Genomic DNA, 18,177 nt, shown 5'->3' on the forward strand with positions numbered 1-18,177 from the left:
GCCTACACCTCCGAGTAGTGGGGGAACCGGGCGGGATCCAGTGGGGCCCCGGGGGCCGGATCGAGCTGGTAGAGGTAGGGGTGCGGGGCACGATCGGGAGCCCAGCGGGCCTCCGGGGTCACGAAGCTGAGCGACCACGCGCGCCGGTGACGGTGGCTGCGGTTGGGCGGCGACGCGTGCCACACCCAGGGATCGTGGGCGAGCCCCTCCCCCGCCCCGCACGGCGCCGACTCGATGTCGGCCTCGCGCCCCGCGATGTCGATGGTGGGCAGCGCCTCGTGGGGTTGCGCTACCGCTCCGCTACTTGAGCGCTCGGGTTGCGCTACCGCTCCGCTACTTGAGCGCTCGGGTTGCGCTACCGCTCCGCTACTTGAGCGCTCGGGTTGCGCTACCGCTCCGCTACTTGAGCGCTCACCTCCGCGGTCGGCGCCGGGCACGAAGTCCGCGGGGCGTCGCTCCCCGAGCAGGTGGGTGCCCACCACGTAGCGCAGGCAGCCGTTGTCCTCGTCGGCGTCGTCGAGCGCGATCCACAACGTGACACCGAGGGGAGCATCGAGCGGCCAGTACGAGCGGTCCTGGTGCCAGCGGACCTCCTCACGGGTGCCGGGCGGCTTCCACACGACGTGGTCCTGGAACAGCACGACCCGATCGACCCCGAGGACGCGTCGAGGGGCCTCGGCCACGGAGCTGGCCCCCAGCACCGCCGCGAACGCGGGCAGTCGGCGCCAGGGATCGTGACGGAGCACGCCGTAGGGCCCGTCCGGTACCGCGTCGGGCACGAACCCATCCAGCTCCGCGCGCAGGTCCGCGACGGTGGCGTCGTCGAGGACGCGGCCGAGCCGCGTGTAGCCGCGCTGCGCGAGCTCGCGGTCGGCGATCGAGGTGGTCGCTGCGCTCACCGCTCCCCCGATCGAGGTCCGCAGCGAGGGTACGGCGGGGCGCGTGCCCGGACGGGTGCCCGCGTGGGCACGAGCTCGTGCCCGTCAGGTCACCAGGCGCCTCGCCAGCAACTGCGCCGCGGCGACGCACGACGCGACCCCGACTCCGTCGTAGCCGGCCCCGGCGAGGTGGAGCGGGCCGACCTCGGCGAGCTGCGTCCGTGCCGACCCGATGCGGTCGAGGTGCCCGGGCTCGTACTGCGGGAGCGCACGCTCCCAGCGGGTGACGCGGATCGCCAGCGGTTCCCCCCGGATGCCGAGCATCTGCTCGAGGTCGCTGATCACGGTACCGACGATCGCTCCGTCGTCCGGTGGCAGGCCGGAGTCGCCCGCCCGGCCGACCGACGCGCGCAGGAGCACCTGCTCGTCACGGCGCTGGTGGGCCCACTTCGCGTCGACGAACGTGACCGCCTTCACCAGTCGCCCCTCGCGACTGGGCACGAGCATCCCGCTGCCCTCGGGAAGTGACTGCACGACCGGGCGCGGGTAGACCAGCGCGATGGTCGCCACGCTCGCATAGTCGATCCCCGCGAGCGTCTCAGCGACGCGGGGCGCCAGCGGCTCGACCAGCGGAGCCGCGCGGTGCGCCGGGACGGCGAGCACGAGAGCGTCCGAGGTGATCGCCGTCCCGTTATCGGTCTCCACGACCGCTCGGCTGTCCTCGTGAGCGATGCGACGTGCACCCTCGCCGTACCGGATCGAGCCGCTCGGTAGGTCATCTGCCAGCGCGACCGCGAGACGCCCCATGCCCCCGTCCCGCAAGGTGAGGAACATCGGGCCACCGTCATCAGCGGCGGCGCGCCGTCGCCGTCGCAGTGCGAGCAGCAGGCTCCGCCCCGACCGAGCAGCGTCCGCGAGGACCGGGGTGGTCGCCTCGACGCTGAGGCGGTACGGATCGCCCGCGTAGACGCCGCCGAGCAGCGGATCGACCAGGACGTCGACGACCTCGCGTCCGAAGCGCGACGCGACGAGGGCACCGACCGAGCGGTCGGCGGTTACGGCGTCGCGGGGCTTCACCAGATCGAGCGCCGCCCGGGCGACACCGCGCCACGACAGCACACCGGAGCGCAGCAGCGGCACCACCTCGGTCGGGACACCCAGGATCGTCCCGCTCGGCAGGCGCCGCAGGCCGCCCCGGGTCCACACGGACACGCGCGAGGTGGCCGGGGCGACCAGTTCGTCACCAAGTCCCAGCCGCCGGACGAGCCGTTCGACGTGCGGTTGGCGAGCCAGGAACGAGTCCGCCCCGAGGTCGAGCGCGACGCCGCCGACCTCCTCGGAGCGCAGCTTGCCACCGACCCGCTCGGTCGCCTCGAGGACCACCACGTGCGCGTCGTGGTCGCGGTGAAGGAACCACGCGGTCGCCAGGCCGCTGATGCCGGCGCCGACCACCGTGACCTTCATCGCGAGCTCGCGCGCTCGATCACGACATCGGCCAGCAGCGAGAGCAGACGCGGGTCGTCGTTGGGCATGGCCGTGCGCTGCATCTCCAGGCCGTGCTCAGCCGCGACCTGGTGCGCCTCGATGTCGACGTCGTAGAGCACCTCGAGGTGGTCGGCCACGAAGCCACACGGGCACACGACGACCGCCTCCATCCCGTGAGCGTCGGCGAGGGCGGGGAGCACCTCGAGGATGTCGGGACCCAGCCACGGTTCGGACGTGCGCCCCGCCGACTGCCACGCGATCGAGCGTCTCTGCAGATCGAGCCGTTCGGACACGAGCTCGGCGGTCTCACGTAGCTGCATCGGGTAGGTGCCGCCTTCCGCAACGATACGGGTCGGCAGCGAGTGGGCGGTGAAGAGCACGTGCGTTCGCGCCCGGGCGGGCTCAGGCACCCGCTCCATGGCGGTAGCGACCTCGTCGCCGAGGTAGCCGATGTAGTCGGGGTGGCGGTACCACGACTCGATCCCGCGGAAGCGGACGTCGCGACCCAAGGCGGCGCGGGCGCGCTCGTGGTACTGACCGACGCCGAGGCCGGAGCGGTGCGGCGCCAGAACCAACCCGACGACGTCGTCGTGCCCAGCCGCGACGATGCGCTCGGTCGCGTCCTCGATGAAGGGGGCGGCGTGCTTCATGCCGAGGAACACCTCGAAGCGCCCGGTCTCACGGCTCTCGAGCTGTGCCTGCAGGCCCGCAGCCTGGCGCTCGGTGATGTCGCGCAGCGGCGAGGCGCCACCGATGGCTTCGTACCGGGCGACGAGGTCGGCGAGCAACTCGGGGGTCGGGGCGCGGCCGCGCCGGATGTGTGTGTAGTAGTCCTCCACCTCGTCGAGACCGGCGGGTGTCCCGTACGCCATGACGAGCACGGCGACGTCAGCCACGGACCCGGCCCTCCTCGTGCACCAAGGTGACGACCTGCTGGAGGATGGCGGGATCGCTGGCCGGGAGCACCCCGTGCCCGAGGTTGAACACGTAGGCCGGGTGGTCGCCCGACCGGTGGAGCACGTCGCGGACGCGTTCCGCGACCACCTCCCAAGGCGCGAGCAGGCTCGTGGGGTCGAGGTTGCCCTGCAACGCGACGACGTCGCCGACGCGGTCACGCGCCGCGTCGAGCGGGGTCCGCCAGTCGACCCCAACGACGTCGGCGCCCGCCTCCGCCATCATCGGCAGCAGCTCGCCGGTGGTCACGCCGAAGTGGATCCTCGGGACGCCGAGCGGCGCCAGCTCGGAGAAGATCCGCTGCGAGACCGGCAGCACGTGCTCGCGGTAGTCGGCGGGAGCGAGCGCACCCGCCCAGCTGTCGAACAGCTGCACCGCCTGCGCCCCTTCCTCGACCTGGGCACGCAACGTCGCAACCGCGACGTCGCCCAGTCGTTCGAGCAGCGAGCGGAACAGCTGGGGTTCGGTGAACATCATCGCCTTGGTGCGCGCGTAGCTCTTCGACGGTCCGCCCTCGATGAGGTAGCTCGCGAGCGTGAACGGCGCGCCGGCGAACCCGATGAGCGGGACGCTCAGCTCCCGGACGAGATCGCGGACCGTCGCGACGACGTAGGGGAGGTCCTCGTCCGCCTCGAGGGGACGCAGCCGGTCGAGGTCCTCCGCCCGTCGGAAGGGCTGCTCGACGACGGGGCCCACGCCGGCGCGGATCTCGATCGGCAGCCCGATCCCGACCAGCGGCGTGACGATGTCGGAGAACAGGATCGCGGCGTCCACGCCGTAGCGCCGGACCGGCTGGAGGGTGACCTCGACCGCGAGCTCGGGGGTGGACACGACGTCGTGCATCGAGTGCTCCGCGCGGATGGCGCGGTACTCGGGCAGTGCACGCCCCGCCTGGCGCATGAACCACACCGGCACGGTGTCGTGAGGCTCACCACGACAGGCACGGAGGAAGGGGCTACCAGGGGACACGGGGCCTCGGGGAGGAGCCGGGAGCGGTACACGGTACCGACCGGCCGCTCGGCGGTGACACCCGGGGCGCGGCCTGGTCCACGGCGACCTACCGTTGAGGTCGCCGTCAGCGCCTGGAGGTAGCGCCGTGACCACGACCGTGAACCCCACGACCGGCGAGCCGCTCGAGGAGTACCCCGACCACGATGCCGACGAGGTCGCGTGGCGTCTCGCGCGCGCCTGGACCGGCTACGAGCACTGGGCCGCGCGCCCGCTCGACGAGCGCCTCGACCTGCTGCGATCGGTGGCGGACTCGCTCGAGTCGCGCAAGCCCGAACTCGCCCGCCTCATGACGCAGGAGATGGGCAAGCCCATCGCGCAAGCCGAGGCCGAGGTCGACAAGTGCGCCTGGGTGTGCCGCCACTACGCCGAGCACGCCCCGAAGTACCTCGAGCGGCGTGAGATCGACACCGACGCTGCCCGCAGCTACGTGCGGTTCGATCCACTGGGCCCGGTGTTCGCCGTGATGCCGTGGAACTTCCCCCTCTGGCAGGTGTTCCGCTTCGCGGCCCCGTCCATCGCGCTCGGCAACGTCGGCCTGCTGAAGCACGCCACCAACGTGACCGGCTGCTCACTCGCGATCGAGGGGGTCTTCGCCGGGGCCGGGGCGCCCGATGGCGTCTTCCAGGCGCTGCTGATCGACCACGACCAGGCGGCGACGGTCATCGCCGACGAACGCGTGCGGGGCGTGACGCTGACCGGTTCGAACTCGGCCGGGAAAGTCATCGCATCCCGGGCTGGGGAACACCTCAAGAAGACGGTGCTGGAACTCGGGGGTTCGGATCCCTTCATCGTGCTCGACGACGCCGACCTCGACCGAGCTGCCGAGGTGGGCGTGAACTCGCGCCTGATCAACTCCGGCCAGTCGTGCATCGCCGCGAAGCGCTTCATCGTGCACGCAGCGGTCGCGGACGCCTTCATCGAACGCTTCCGCGCCCGGTTGGAGGCGTTGAGCATCGGCGATCCCTCCGATCGCGACACCGAGGTGGGTCCTCTGGCCCGGGAGGACCTGCGTGACGACCTGCACGACCAGGTGCAGCGCTCACAGAAGGAGGGCGCGACCCTCGTGACCGGGGGCCAGCCCCTGGATCGGGCGGGCTTCTTCTACGCGCCGACCCTGCTGACGGACGTCGGACCGCACGTGCCGGCCGGAGCCGAGGAGACCTTCGGACCGGTCGCCGCCGTCATCACCGTTGCAGACGACGACGATGCCGTCGCCATCGCCAACAGCACCGAGTTCGGGCTCGGAGCCAGCCTCTGGACCCGCGACCTCGACCGCGCGGAGCGGTTGGCCGGGTCCATCCAGGTGGGGAGCGTGTTCGTCAACGAGCTGGTCAAGTCCGATCCCCGGGTGCCGTTCGGCGGGGTCAAGGGCTCCGGCTACGGCCGCGAGCTGGGCGAGTTTGGCATCCACGAGTTCGCCAACATCAAGACCGTCTGGGTCGAGCACCCCTGAACCCCGACCGCTACGACGAACGTCCGGGTCCCCATGCGCCCCGAGCGGCCGAGACCGCGCTCTCGGCCGCGGATGTACCGCGACGGCCCTATCGACGACGCGGATGCGGCGTCGCCAAGATGAGGACGAGTCGGGGTGTAAGCCGGATCCTGTCCCCGGCGGTGGTTGCCCGCCGCCGGGTGGCGACCATCCATCTGGGACGCCGGTCACCCGACGCCTCGTGCGGCCTACCTGGGACGTGACGGGCGGGCCACCCTGTCCCTGCTTGGCCTTGCTCCAGGTGGGGTTTACCGAGCCGCCCCGGTCACCCGAGGCGCTGGTGGTCTCTTACACCACCTTTCCACCCTTGCCTGTGCTGCCGGAGCAGCCATCGGCGGTCTGTTTCTGTGGCACTGTCCGCGTGTCACCACGCCTGGGCGTTACCCAGCACCCTGCCCTGTGGAGTCCGGACTTTCCTCACCGGAGCGCGAAGCTCCGGCGCGGCCGCCTCCCCGACTCGTCCAACACCTGAGGGTACGTGACGCGGCCGGACTTCTCCCCCGGTCGTCCTGGATATCCAGAGAGACCGGGGGAGAAGTTCAGGCGAGCTGCTTGAACACGAAGCCGAGGGTCACCTCGGCGACCGTCCCCTCGGCATCGGAGACATCGACGTCGACGTCGCAGACGGCGCGTTCCCCAGCATCCACGGCCGCCTGGATGGCCGCGGCCTCGTCCGTCCCGAACGTCGCGGTCGCCACCAGCTCGCCCCGCGCCGGCTTGCGGTAGCGCACGCGCAGGTCGCGCACCAGCGGCAGGTAGCCGGCCGCGTACAGGGGACCGAGGCGCGAGCCCACCGCGGTCGCCCCCGCGAGCTCGGCCGGAGCGAGCTCGGCGATGGCGTGGACGGTTCCGATGTGGTTGTCGAGCGGAGGGTCCTCGCGCAACACCGTCTGGGCGTGTCCCGGTTCGACCGAGCGGACCTCGACACCCGTGTGCTGGTTGAACGGCAGGCGCTCTCCCGCCTCCGCGAGGACGTCGGCGAGCGGCTGTCCGCCCGCATCGGCGACCTCGAGCAGCTCGCGAGCGAACGCTGTCGCGTCGAACGGTTCCACACGATCCCTCCGGCCGAACGAGCCGCTACAGGAAGTGGTGCCTCACCGAACCAGGGTCACGCTCGCGACCACGGAGTCGCGCCACCACCCCCGACCTGACACGATGCAGCCCCGTGAGCACCGAGACCGCCCCGACCCGTGTCCCGACGCCGATCGCGTGGATGGAGGGTCGGGTCGTTCCCGCGTCCGAGGCGACCGTGCCTCTGCTCGACGACGGGTTCCTGCGCGGGGACGCGGTGTTCGAGACCATCCTCGTCCGCCACGGGCGTACCCACGCCCTCGACCGTCACCTCGCCAGGATGCGGCGGTCGGCCAAGACCGTCGGCGTGCGGATCCCGGTCCTGCGTCACGTCGTTGGCGATCTGCTGGCCGCCTGGGGCGACCGGGATGGGGCCCTCAAGCTCGTCGTCACTCGCAGCGGGCTCGTCCGCGGCCTCCTGTCGCAACCGGTGTGGCCGGAGGTGCTCGCGCTCGTCGCGGTCGAGGTGCCGTGGCGCACCGCGCTGTCGGGCGCCAAGACCCTGTCGTACGCGACCAACCAGTGGGTCACCCGGCACGCCCAGGAGCGGCACGGTGACGACGGCGTGATCACAGTGGACGGCATCGTCCACGAGCTACCGACCGCCGCGATCGCGTGGGTCCGGAACGGGACGGTGCACGCACCCGACCATCGCGAGCTGCCGATCCTGGAGTCGGTGACGCTGCGCGAGCTGCGCGAGATCACCGACGTCGAGCTCGGCGTGTACGAGCTCGACCAGCTCCGGGGCGCCGACGAGGTGTTCGTGCTGTCCGCCACACGGCCACTCCTCCCGGTCCACGCGCTCGAGGACGTAGCCTTCGCCGCACCGGGCCCCCTCAGCACCGAGCTGCGCGACCGGTTCGCCCAGCACATCGAGGCGTCGCTCGACCCCCGCCCCTGAGGGTCTCGCACGACGGGGAGGCTCGACGAAGGACGGGGCCGCCTCGCCCAAGCCCGGCGCGGTCCGACTACCGTGGGAACGCACAGATCCGAGGCAGCGGAAGACGTGGCACGAGGCCGCAAGGGCAGGACCGACCGCCGGCTGGTGATCGTCGCCAACCGCCTACCGGTCAAGCGGGTACGCGGTGCGTGGCGGGCCAGTGCCGGCGGCCTGGTGACGGCGTTGCGTCCGGTCATCGAGGAGCAGGGCGGCGCCTGGATCGGTTGGGACGGGGGTGCGGAGGACATCCCCCAGCGGGTCGAGGGCTTCAACGCCGACCTGCACCCGGTCGGTCTGAGCCGCGCCCAGATCCAGGGTTACTACCACGGCTTCGCGAACCGGACCCTGTGGCCCTTGTTCCACGATCTGATCGAAGCACCGATCATCGACCGTCGGTGGTGGGAGGTCTACCGCGACGTCAACCACGACTTCGCCGATGCGACCGTCAAGGTCGACACCGACAACGCGCTCGTGTGGGTCCACGACTACCACCTGATGCTCGTGCCTCAGCTGCTCCGCGAGCGCGGTCTGACCGGCCCCGTGGGGTACTTCCTGCACATCCCCTTCCCACCGCCCGAGCTCGTTGCCCGACTACCGTGGCGTGACGAGCTACTCGAAGGGCTGCTCGGTGCCGACGTCGTGGGTTTCCACACCGAGCGGTACCGCACCAACTTCGTCGACGCGGTCCGCCGAGTCGTCCCCGACGTCGCCGTGCGTGGCAGACGGCTGGTGCTGCCCGACGGCCGCCGTGTCCGCACGATCGCACGAGCGATCTCGATCGACGCCGACGAGTACGCCGCCCTGGCGACCAACCCACGCACCGAGCAGGAACTCGAGACGCTCCGGGCGCAGTTCGAGGGTCGACGCGTGCTCCTCGGCATCGACCGCCTCGACTACACCAAGGGCATCAGGCATCGGCTCCAGGCCATCGAGCAGCTGCTCGAACGGCGTGGGGACCTACGTCGCTCGGTCGCGTTCGTGCAGGTCGCGGTGCCGAGCCGGGATGACGTCAAGGAGTACCGCGAGCTGCGAGAGGAGGTCGAGTACACGATCGGCCGCCTCAACGGCCGGTTCACCGAGCCCGGCTCCGACGTGCCCGTCCACTACCTCTACCGCTCGGTGCCACCGCCCCGCCTCGCCGCGTACTACCGCCTCGCTGACGCCATGCTGGTCACACCGTTGAAGGACGGCATGAACCTCGTCGCGAAGGAGTTCGTCGTCGTCCAGAACGCGGCCGAGGGCTCCGGAGCGTTGGTGCTCAGCGAGTTCGCCGGCGCGGCCCTCGAGCTCGACGGGGCGCTGCTGTGCAACCCCTTCGACGTCGAAGGCCTGTCTCTGAAGATCGAAGACGCGCTCGCCCTACCCGAGCAAGACCGCCGAAGACGTCTCCAGCGGATGGCATCTCGGGTACACCACAACGATGTGTACGCGTGGGTGCGTGCACAGTTGGGCGAGCTCGCGGAGGTCTCGTGAGGCGGTACGCGGACGACCTGTCGGCGATCCTCGCACAGCTTGGCGACCTCGAACGACGGTTCCTGATCCTCGATTTCGACGGGACGCTCAGCTGGATCGTCGACCACCCCGACGACGCCCAGCTCGCCGACGGCGCCGAGGCGGCGGTCCGCGAGCTCGCGGACCGCATCACCGTCGTCGTCCTCAGCGGTCGCAGCGCAGACGATGTCAGCTCGCGGCTCGGCGACCTCGCGCTCACCGTCATCGGGGGTCACGGCACGGAGGTGATCCAACGCGACGGCGAGCGTGCGGCCGTCGGCGATGTCGGAGACGTCACCGCCGAGCTCGACGAGATCTGGAGCGAACTCGAGCAGCTCGTGGACGCTTCGAGCGGTTGGCAGCTCGAGCGCAAGAAGACCTCGATCGCGGTGCACCACCGCCGGGTCGCACCCGAGGTCGTCGCCCACCAGCTCCCCGAGGTCGCTTCCACCCTCGAACGGCACACCGCCGACGGCTGGCAGCTGCTGCGCGGCAAGGCCGTCCTCGAACTGCGGCGCGCCGGCACCGACAAGGGCGACGCCGTACGGTGGATCGCGCGGGAGCACCCAGGGTTGATCCCGTTTGTGCTCGGCGACGACGTCACCGACGAGGACGCGTTCGAGGCGGCCGAGGATCTGGGCGGCGATGCCATCCTCGTCGCCGACCGACCCCGTCCCACGGCGGCACGGTGGCGGCTCGAGGATCCCAACCGCGTCGTGGAGTTCCTCCGGAAACTCGCCGTCGGCGAGGCCGACCGTCCGGTGGTGCGGGTCGAGACCGACGGTCGCCACCCGATCGGGTCCTACGGGATGATCGGGGACTCGCGCACGGCCGCGCTCGTGTCCCCCGACGCCTCGGTGGACTGGCTCTGCGTCCCGAGGTTCGATTCCCCCAGCGTCTTCGCGGCGCTGCTCGACCCCGTCCGTGGTGGTCGTTTCCGCATCCGGCCGGCGGGTCCAGCCCTCACCGTCCAGCGCACCTACCTCGGCGAGACCAACGTCCTCGTCACACGGTTCGTCGACCGCGGGAACCCGGTCATGACGGTCACTGACTTCTTCGTGTACTCACGCGTGAACGCGTTCGACGCGACCCACACCGGTCACCTGCTCCTCCGCCGTGTCGAGGCCTTCCGCGACGTCACCGTCGACGTCGATTTCCAGCCGAGGTTCGACTACGCGCGTGCACGGACCGATGTCGAACTCGTCGAGGACGGCGCCGTGGGGCGCGCAGGGGTCGACTGGATCCGCGTGCGCTCACCCGAGGTGGCCTTCCAGGTACGCACCCACGAAGACGGTCTCCCGGCTGCGGTCGCCCAGCTCGACCTGCATCCCGGAGACGACCTGTGGTTCCGGCTCGAGACGACCGGGAGCGAACGCGGCCCCCACAACCACCTGTCCCCTGCGGAGCTGCTCGACCTCACCGTCCGTACCTGGGGCCGCTGGGCGCACTTGATCGACTACACGGGGCCCTGGCGCGACCTGGTCGTCCGCTCGGCTCTGCTGCTGAAGGGCTTGGTCTACGAGCCCACGGGCGCGCTCGTCGCCGCCCCGACGACGAGTCTTCCCGAGACGCTCGGAGGCGAGCGGAACTGGGACTACCGGTTCGCCTGGATCCGCGACTCGGCGTACGTGCTCGAGACGTTCCTGCGCATCGGGCACGCGCGCGAGGCCGAGACCTTCATCCGCTGGCTGTCCGAGCTCAGCGACCGCATCGGCGGTGCCAACGCGCTCCGGCCGCTGTACCGCATCACCGGCGAGGAGGATCTCACGGAGTTCGAGCTCGAGCACCTCAACGGGTACGCCGACTCGCGCCCCGTGCGCATCGGCAACGGTGCCGCCAGCCAGCTCCAGCTCGACATCTACGGGGCCGCCATGCAGCTGGGCTACCTCACCGAGCAGTTCGGCGGCGAGGTCCCCGCAGCTCGCTGGCCCGTGATCCGTGAGTTGGTCGGGACCGTCATCGAGCGCTGGCGCGACCCCGACAGCGGTCTGTGGGAGATCCGCTCCGCTCCGCGCCACCACACCTTCAGCAAGTTCCAGTGCTGGCTGGCGGTCGACCGCGCGATCCGCATCGGTCGCGGACTGGGGCTGCGTGCTCCCTACGAGCGCTGGCAGGGCGTCGCCGACGAGATCTCGGACTCGATCCTCGAGCACGGCTACGACGACGAGGTGGGTTCGTTCGTCCAGGCCTACGGATCGAAGGAGCTGGACGCATCGGTGCTGCTGCTGCCCCTCCGCGGGTTCCTCCCTCCCCGCGATCACCGGGTGCGCGGCACCGTCGCCGCGGTCCGCCGTGAGCTCGAGATCGCGGACGGTTTGCTCCTGCGGTACCGGTCCCGCGACGGCCTCCGAGGCGAGGAGGGCGCGTTCCTGATGTGCTCGTTCTGGCTCGTCGAGTTGCTCGCTCGCATGGGCGAGCTCGACGAGGCCGTACGCATCTTCGAACGTCTGGTGTCGTTCGCCGGCACGCTAGGGCTGTACGCGGAGGAGCTCGACCCCGCGACGCACGAGCACCTCGGGAACTTCCCTCAGGGGTTCACCCACATGGGCCTGATCGGCGCAGCCACCGCGATCGACGAGGAGCTGCACGCGCACGAGCGATCGGTCCGCGGCATCAACTCCACCCGCGTGTAAGGGGAGCCAGTGGCTCGCGACGACGTCACCGCTCGGGCCGCCTCGCGACTCGACCAGCTCGAGCGCAACCTCGCGCAACCGGCAGTGCGGCTGGCGGTCCTGCTCTCGGTCCTGGCGGTGACGGTCGGTCTGCACGCCGCCACCGAAGATCCCCGGTGGGTGTGGCTGGCCGCGCTGCCAGCGCTCCTGGCTGGCCTGGTGGGGGGAGCGGGGTCCGGTCTCGTCGTGGCTGGCGTGCTGAGCGGTGGAGCGATCGTCACCGACGCGGCACACGGGCTCCAGACGAGCGAGGCGGTCAGCGTCGTCGCCCGCACGCTCTCGCTGCTGGCGCTGGGCGTCACAGGTGGGGTGATCCAGCGCATCGAGAGCGAACGCGACACCGCACTGCTGCGCAGCGCCACCGAGGATCCCGTCACCGGTCTGCTGAACGTGCGGGCCTTCTACGACGGGCTGCGCGAGCTGCGAGACCAGGGCCAGACGTTCAGCATCCTCCTCGCGGACGTCGTGGGCATGAAGCAGCTCAACGAGGAGTTCGGCCACCCCATCGGCACCGAGGCGTTGCGTGCCCTCGGTCACGCGATCCGCCACTCCGTCAAGCGGGACGACCTCGTCTCACGGATCGGCGGAGACGAGGTCGCGATCGCGCTCGTCGGGGCGGATCCCCAGGGTGCACGCGCGGCAGCACGCCGGCTGGGGCGGGTGCTCGCGGACGAGGAGTTGATCCTCCCCGACGGCTCTTCGCTGGAGGTCCACGTCTACTTCGGCATCGCGACGTACCCGGAGAACGCCTCGGACGAGGTCCGGCTGCTCCGTGCGGCCAACCACGCCGTCGACGCCGCGCGGAACCAGGGCCCCGATCAGGTCGCGGTGAGCACCGACGTCCCCGAGCCGCTCGAAGGTCGGTGAGCGGTCAGCTGCTGACGACCAGGATGCGGCGGCACTCGGGGCAGCGGGTCAACGGCGGGCCATCCAACAGCTCACCGATCTCCGCGCGCGGCAGTTCGATGCGACAACCCGTGCACATGTCGCCCTTCAGCTCTCCCACGCCGATGCCACCGAACTCGGCCGCGGCCGCGTCGTAGCTGGCCAGCATGTCCGCCGGGAGCGTCTCACGTTCGCGATCGACCACCGCCTTGGCCTCCGCCAGGTCGGCGAGCAGACCCTCGGCAGCCTCGTCACGCGCCGTCGTGAGCCCGGCGATCTCGGTGTCGAACTCGTCGCGCTTGGCCCCGAGCTGGTCCATCTCCTTGGTGATGGTGTCACGCCTCTCCATCGCCTCGAGCAGGTGGTCCTCGTGCTCGCTGATGCGTCGCTGGGTCGAGTCGATCTCGGCCCGCATCCCCTGCAGTTCGCGTGGGTTGGAGATCTCGCCGGAGTACAACCGCTGCTGCTCGTCGGCCTTGCGCTGAGTGAGCAGCCCCACCTCGCCCTCGAGCTTGTTCACCTCGCCGGAAGCCACCTCCAACTGGACGCGCCGTTCGTCGTGGGCGCGGTCGACGGTCTCACGCTTCACGGCCACGTCATCGAGGGCCTGCTGTTCCTGGAGGTTGTCCAGCTGGTGTTGCAGACGACGGACATCCTTGTCGGCCCGCTGGAGGCGCAGCAGCGCTTGGAGTTGCTCGGGTGTCGGCGTGGACTCTTCGCTCACAGGACCTCCACGGTCAGCCGGACCACGGGTCGGTGGGAGTTCGAGACCGTACCACCTCGGCCGTCAGGCCCCGTGCGGACGCCTGGTGCCGGAGCCGGTCGATCCACGCCGGCAGCGCCGCGACCTCGGTCGCGTGGTGGCCAGCATCCACTAGCGCGAGCCCACGCTCCAGCGCGTCGAGGGTCACGTGGTGACGCAGGTCGCCGGTGACGTAGACATCGACGTCCGCAGCGAGCGCCGCAGCGAGGAGCGAGTCACCCGCTCCCCCGACGACGGCGACACGGCGCACCAGGGCGTCAGGGTTGCCGGCGAACCGCAGATGCGGCGACGGGAGGTCGTCGCGGATCCGCGCCGCCAGCGCACGCAACGGCAGCGGCTGCGGCAGGGTCCCCACCCGGCCGAAGCCGATGTCGGCGTGCTCGAGCAGCGGCACGAGGTCGTAGGCGACCTCCTCGTAGGGATGGGACGCGAGCAGGGCGCGCACGACGCGGCCGATCCCGCCGCGCGGCACCTCGATCTCGAGCCGGTCCTCTTCCTCGGCGTTGTCCGCCCCGACCTCACCAGAGTGCGGGACGGCGCCCGCTCGAGGGCGGAACGTCCCCGTGCCTGAGACGCGGAACGAGCAGCGCTCGTACTCGCCGATCGTCCCCGCCCCAGCCGCGGCCAACGCATCGAGCACGGTCTCGGTGTGGTCTGAGGGCACGAACGTGACGAGCTTGACGCGTGACGAACTCCGCATCTCGCTGGTCAGCGGGACCACGTCGTTCAGTTCCAGCAGTCGCACGACGGGCTCGGACGTCCCAGCGCCGTCGCTCGCCACGTCGAGGTTGGTGTGGGCGGCCGCGACCGCGACGTGCGCTCGTGCTGCGGCGAGCGCCGTGGCGCCACTAGCCGTGTCCGGGGTGAGGCTCTCGAGCGGCCGGAAGAGCAGGGGGTGGTGAGCCAGCACGAGGGTCGGCGTCGCGTCCTGGGTCGCCTCCTCGATCACGCCGATGGTCACGTCGAGCGACACGAGGACGCGTTCGACCGACCACACCGGATCGCCGACCTGCAGGCCCACGTGGTCCCACGACGCCGCGTGAGCCGGCGGGTAGAGCGCGTGGACCAGCGAGAGCCAGTCGCCGACGGTGTCGGGCATGCCGTGCTCCTGTCAGACCGACAAGAGCCTACGTGGGTCCGGAGGGTGTCGAACCCCCGACCTTCCGCTTGTAAGGCGGACGCTCTCCCGTTGAGCTACGGACCCGAGGCGCAAGGGTACGGCGGTCGCCGGTCAGAGCGGTTCCGGGGCGTGGTGCAGATCGGTCGGCTCGCCCCGACGGTCCGCACGAACGGACGTGACGATGGCCACGGTGAGGATCGCCGCGATGATCGCCAACGAGAGCGCGATCGGGAGGTGGTAGACGTTGACGATCAGCATCTTGACGCCGACGAAACCGAGGATCGCGGCGAGCCCGAGGTCGAGGTAGCGGAAGCGGCCCGCCATCCCGGCCAGCGCGAAGTACAGCGCGCGCAGACCGAGGATCGCGAAGGCGTTCGAGGCGAACACGATGAACGGCTCGCGGCTCACCGCGAGGATCGCAGGGACCGAGTCGATCGCGAAGACCACGTCGGTGGCCTCGACCAGGACGAGCACTGCGAACAGCGGCGTTGCCAGGAGCGCCCCGCTGCGGCGAGTGAACATCTTCTGCCCGTCGTACTCGTTGGTCGACGGCACGACCCGCCGGACCAGCTTCAACACCGGGTTGTCCTCGGGGTGCACCTCGGTCCCGCGGTGACGCACCATCTTGAAGGCGGTGTAGAGCAGGAACGCCCCGAACACGTACAGCAGCCAATCGAAGCGGTCGAGCAACGCCACGCCGGCGAAGATGAAGATCGCGCGCAGGACGAGCGCCCCGAAGACGCCCCAGAACAGCACGCGGAACTGGTACTTCGCCGGCACGCTGAAGTAGCTGAAGATGACGGCCCAGACGAAGACGTTGTCGACCGACAGGCTCTTCTCGATGAGGTAGCCGGCGTAGTACTCACCAGCGACGCGGGCACCCTCCCACCACCACAGGATCAGTCCGAACGCCAGACCGAGCGCGATCCACACCGCCGACTCGATCAGCGCCTCGCGGAACTTCACCTCGTGCGGAGTGCGGTGCACGAGGAGCAGATCGAGCAGCAGCAGCACCACGATCGCGACCACGAGCGCGCCCCAGACCCAACCGGGCACGGTGATATCCACGAACCTGCCGGCAGGCGCGCCGGCAGCGATCACGAAGTTCGGCATGGAGAGAGGCCCTCCGAGCATCGGTGTGGGTGTTCGTCCCGTCTACACGGAGTGAACACGCTCACCGCGTTCAGAGGTCGGCCATCAAGGCGTCCATCCGGTCACGCACCGCCGTGAGCACACGCGCGCCGAAGACCGGCTCCTCGGCCAAGAGCTGCGCGTACGCGTGGCGATCCAACACGAGCGCCCGCATCGGGCTGATCGCACGCACCGACGCGGTCCGCTCATCACCCTGGAACGCGGAGATCTCGCCGAAGAAGTCGGGCGCCTCCAGGACCGCGAGCTCGCGCCCCCCCAGGGTCACCACGGCCCTGCCTTCGACGATCACGAACACCTCGGTACCGACCTCGTCCTCGACCGTCAGGAGGTCACCGTCGCGGACGTCGATGAGCTCGGAGTGATCGAGCACGTCGGTGAGCGTCTTGGTGTGGACCCCGTCGAACACCGGCATGCTCGCCAGCGTCGCGAGGATGGCGTCACGATCGACAGCATCGGTCACGGTCGTCTCCCCCTGCCGGGCCCCGTCCCCTACGGGGCAGTCGCAGCCTACTCCGACGTCCGTCCCGGTCGCTGCACCAGCGTCACTCCGCCTGGACGTTGCCGCTCCCCTGTGCATCGCCGGTCTCGATGTTCCGGCGTGCCTGATCGAGTTCGAACTCGAGAGGCCACACGTTGGTCGTGCACACGCCCGTGTCGATGGTCTGCTGGTCCATCACCGGGGCGGGCTTGCCCGCTCCCGCGTACTGGCGACACTCGTAGTGGTCGAGCTCGAGCCAGTGGCCGAGCTCGTGCAGCACGACGTAGTGCCGATAATCCTCGATCGGCCGTCGCGACCAGGCGTCCTCCTGTGGCCCCTCGCGCCACCGCTGGTCGTTGATGTAGACCTCGTCCCCGACACGGCAGCTGTAGCTCGCGTCGCATCCGGGCGCCGCCGCCTCGACGTCCTGCGGTGACGACAGCAGGACGGTCAGGTCCGCGGTGTCGTCGTCTCGGGGGACGCGGGTCCAGCGGACGTCGTTGTCCAGTGACCAGCCGCGCTGGTCGGTGAGGGTCCAGTCCACGTGCTCGGCGAAGTACCGGGGATCCGCGTGCACGGGCCCGTGGTCGTCCGCGACGTCGACGGCGTAGCGCACGTCGTGTGACGGCGGCTGCGCCGCTTCGGCCGTCCTGCGCAGGACGCGGTCGGTCACGGCCTGTTGGAGACCCAGAGCATGCACCGCAGCGATGGTTTCGCTGCGGTCGACGACCCACTGGAGGAGGTCGTAGGTCAGCTCATCGGGGCGCCGGGTGAGGACCATCGGCGCGCGCGACTCACCGGCGAACGGCGCGGCGGCGAGAGCGTCCGGGAACTCGTCACCCCGCGCCAACACCACCGCGCGCTCCTCGATGCCGGCGTGGCGCACGCTCCACGTCGCGACCCTCGCGGCGGTATCGGTCCGGTCACGGCCGGCGACCCGCACCGTCGTGATGCCCTGCGCTTCGATGCGTCGCGCGACGTCCACATCGACGGCCAAGCGACCCCCGACGAGCACGGCTCGCTCGATCCCCAGCTCGTCCAGCGCCTCGACCGTCGCTGCCGGCACCTCCTCGCGACGGGTCAGCAGGATCGGGAACGGTCCGGCGAACGCTGCGGGACCGGCCGTCAGCGCGTCCGGGAAGCGCTCACCCGAGGCGATGAACGCGGTGCGCTGACCCTCGACGGTGCCGATCTCCCCCTCGAGGGATCGGGCGATCTCGGCTGCGGTGGCGTAGCGATCGGCCCCCGCTACGCGATCGACCTCGTAGCCAGCCTGTCGCAGCTCGTCGGCGACGTCGTCGCTCAGCGCAGCCGTGCCGCCGAGCAAGGTCACGGCCGCTGCCTCGAGCGCGTCCAGCGCCTCGTAGGAGCGCTCGGGGACCGCGGCGTGGTGAGCCAGCAGGATGGGGTGGCCACCGTCACCAGCGAGCGATGCGGCGGCCAGCGCATCGGGGAAGTCATCGGCCCGTGCCATCAGGACACGCTCAGAGGATCCGAAGGTGGCCTGGGCGAGCTCGGCGGCGGTCCCGACTCGCGTCGCGCCACCGACCCGATCCGTCCGGGGATCCTCCGGACTCGCCGCGACGGACGTCGAAGGGGTCAAGGGCAGCGCAAGCGCGACGACGGCGAGGATCCCCATCGCGATCCGGGACATGTGACCTCCGCTTGCTGCAGAGTTGGGCGTGGACCACGAACGTGCACGGTCACGGCGCCGCCTCGGCCCACGCGGCCCGGCCAGCAGCGGGGTGGTTGGGCCACTCGAACGGTTCGCACTGGACGGAAGTC

The 18,177-nt window shown here is 70.7% G+C and carries 15 protein-coding genes, 1 tRNA gene and 1 other RNA gene; 5 read left to right on the top strand and 12 right to left on the bottom strand.

Features of this window, described 5'->3' with window-relative positions; genetic code table 11:
* Nucleotides 1–2: 2 nt before the first annotated feature.
* From KY469_13290 to hemE, 4 genes are all read right to left on the bottom strand, one after another.
* The gene (locus KY469_13290; protein ID MBW3664070.1) at nucleotides 3–899 is read right to left on the bottom strand and encodes a phytanoyl-CoA dioxygenase family protein; all 897 of its coding nucleotides are present in this window, start codon (nucleotides 897–899) and stop codon (nucleotides 3–5) included.
* 84 nt (nucleotides 900–983) lie between these two features.
* Nucleotides 984–2,342 (bottom strand): protoporphyrinogen oxidase, encoded by a 1,359-nt coding sequence (gene hemG, locus KY469_13295; protein ID MBW3664071.1) that lies wholly within the window; start codon nucleotides 2,340–2,342, stop codon nucleotides 984–986.
* On the bottom strand, nucleotides 2,339–3,259 hold the full coding sequence (gene hemH, locus KY469_13300; protein ID MBW3664072.1) for a ferrochelatase: 921 nt from the start codon (nucleotides 3,257–3,259) through the stop codon (nucleotides 2,339–2,341). Before hemH ends, hemG begins: the two co-directional genes overlap by 4 nt.
* Nucleotides 3,252–4,286: a uroporphyrinogen decarboxylase gene (hemE, locus tag KY469_13305; GenBank protein ID MBW3664073.1), complete on the bottom strand. Its 1,035-nt coding sequence runs from the start codon at nucleotides 4,284–4,286 to the stop codon at nucleotides 3,252–3,254. Before hemE ends, hemH begins: the two co-directional genes overlap by 8 nt.
* A 127-nt stretch (nucleotides 4,287–4,413) precedes the next feature.
* Between hemE and KY469_13310 the strand changes: the two genes are divergently transcribed.
* A complete protein-coding gene (locus KY469_13310; GenBank protein ID MBW3664074.1) occupies nucleotides 4,414–5,781 on the top strand; it encodes an NAD-dependent succinate-semialdehyde dehydrogenase in 1,368 nt (455 codons plus the stop codon).
* A gap of 122 nt (nucleotides 5,782–5,903) precedes the next feature.
* Here KY469_13310 and rnpB read toward each other — a convergent pair.
* Nucleotides 5,904–6,280: RNase P RNA component class A (gene rnpB, locus KY469_13315), an RNA gene on the bottom strand.
* A gap of 79 nt (nucleotides 6,281–6,359) precedes the next feature.
* Nucleotides 6,360–6,872 carry a DUF4442 domain-containing protein gene (locus KY469_13320; GenBank protein MBW3664075.1) on the bottom strand — a complete coding sequence of 171 codons (513 nt, stop codon included), beginning with the start codon at nucleotides 6,870–6,872 and terminating at the stop codon, nucleotides 6,360–6,362.
* Between the two features lie 113 nt (nucleotides 6,873–6,985).
* Between KY469_13320 and KY469_13325 the strand changes: the two genes are divergently transcribed.
* From KY469_13325 to KY469_13340, 4 genes are all read left to right on the top strand, one after another.
* The gene (locus KY469_13325) at nucleotides 6,986–7,792 is read left to right on the top strand and encodes an aminotransferase class IV (GenBank protein MBW3664076.1); all 807 of its coding nucleotides are present in this window, start codon (nucleotides 6,986–6,988) and stop codon (nucleotides 7,790–7,792) included.
* A gap of 105 nt (nucleotides 7,793–7,897) precedes the next feature.
* Entirely contained in the window at nucleotides 7,898–9,304 is a 1,407-nt protein-coding gene (locus tag KY469_13330; GenBank protein MBW3664077.1) for a trehalose-6-phosphate synthase, read from the top strand.
* On the top strand, nucleotides 9,301–11,955 hold the full coding sequence (gene otsB, locus KY469_13335) for a trehalose-phosphatase (protein MBW3664078.1): 2,655 nt from the start codon (nucleotides 9,301–9,303) through the stop codon (nucleotides 11,953–11,955). The genes KY469_13330 and otsB overlap by 4 nt, the downstream gene beginning before the upstream one ends.
* A 9-nt stretch (nucleotides 11,956–11,964) precedes the next feature.
* The gene (locus KY469_13340; GenBank protein MBW3664079.1) at nucleotides 11,965–12,861 is read left to right on the top strand and encodes a GGDEF domain-containing protein; all 897 of its coding nucleotides are present in this window, start codon (nucleotides 11,965–11,967) and stop codon (nucleotides 12,859–12,861) included.
* A gap of 4 nt (nucleotides 12,862–12,865) precedes the next feature.
* On the opposite strand, the gene KY469_13345 is transcribed toward KY469_13340, so the two are convergent.
* The 6 genes from KY469_13345 to KY469_13370 all read right to left on the bottom strand — a co-directional run bounded on the left by KY469_13345 (nucleotide 12,866) and on the right by KY469_13370 (nucleotide 18,046).
* The gene (locus KY469_13345; protein ID MBW3664080.1) at nucleotides 12,866–13,603 is read right to left on the bottom strand and encodes a hypothetical protein; all 738 of its coding nucleotides are present in this window, start codon (nucleotides 13,601–13,603) and stop codon (nucleotides 12,866–12,868) included.
* Between the two features lie 13 nt (nucleotides 13,604–13,616).
* On the bottom strand, nucleotides 13,617–14,741 hold the full coding sequence (locus KY469_13350) for a Nif3-like dinuclear metal center hexameric protein (protein ID MBW3664081.1): 1,125 nt from the start codon (nucleotides 14,739–14,741) through the stop codon (nucleotides 13,617–13,619).
* 33 nt (nucleotides 14,742–14,774) lie between these two features.
* Nucleotides 14,775–14,846: transfer RNA gene (locus tag KY469_13355), tRNA-Val, on the bottom strand.
* 27 nt (nucleotides 14,847–14,873) lie between these two features.
* The gene (locus KY469_13360) at nucleotides 14,874–15,875 is read right to left on the bottom strand and encodes a TerC family protein (GenBank protein MBW3664082.1); all 1,002 of its coding nucleotides are present in this window, start codon (nucleotides 15,873–15,875) and stop codon (nucleotides 14,874–14,876) included.
* 70 nt (nucleotides 15,876–15,945) lie between these two features.
* Entirely contained in the window at nucleotides 15,946–16,374 is a 429-nt protein-coding gene (locus KY469_13365; GenBank protein ID MBW3664083.1) for a cyclic nucleotide-binding domain-containing protein, read from the bottom strand.
* An 82-nt stretch (nucleotides 16,375–16,456) separates the two neighbouring features.
* Entirely contained in the window at nucleotides 16,457–18,046 is a 1,590-nt protein-coding gene (locus KY469_13370; GenBank protein MBW3664084.1) for a cell wall-binding repeat-containing protein, read from the bottom strand.
* Between the last annotated feature and the right edge of the window lie 131 nt (nucleotides 18,047–18,177).

The organism is Actinomycetota bacterium, assembly GCA_019347575.1.
Lineage (GTDB): Bacteria > Actinomycetota > Nitriliruptoria > Nitriliruptorales > Nitriliruptoraceae > JAHWKY01.

What these genes read in the sequence shown, in the direction of transcription:
- hemG (MBW3664071.1), bottom strand. Translation starts at nt 2,342, where the DNA reads ATGAAGGTCACGGTGGTCGGCGCCGGCATCAGCGGCCTGGCGACCGCG.
- KY469_13350 (MBW3664081.1), bottom strand. Translation starts at nt 14,741, where the DNA reads ATGCCCGACACCGTCGGCGACTGGCTCTCGCTGGTCCACGCGCTCTAC.
- KY469_13360 (MBW3664082.1), bottom strand. Translation starts at nt 15,875, where the DNA reads ATGCCGAACTTCGTGATCGCTGCCGGCGCGCCTGCCGGCAGGTTCGTG.
- KY469_13370 (MBW3664084.1), bottom strand. Translation starts at nt 18,046, where the DNA reads ATGTCCCGGATCGCGATGGGGATCCTCGCCGTCGTCGCGCTTGCGCTG.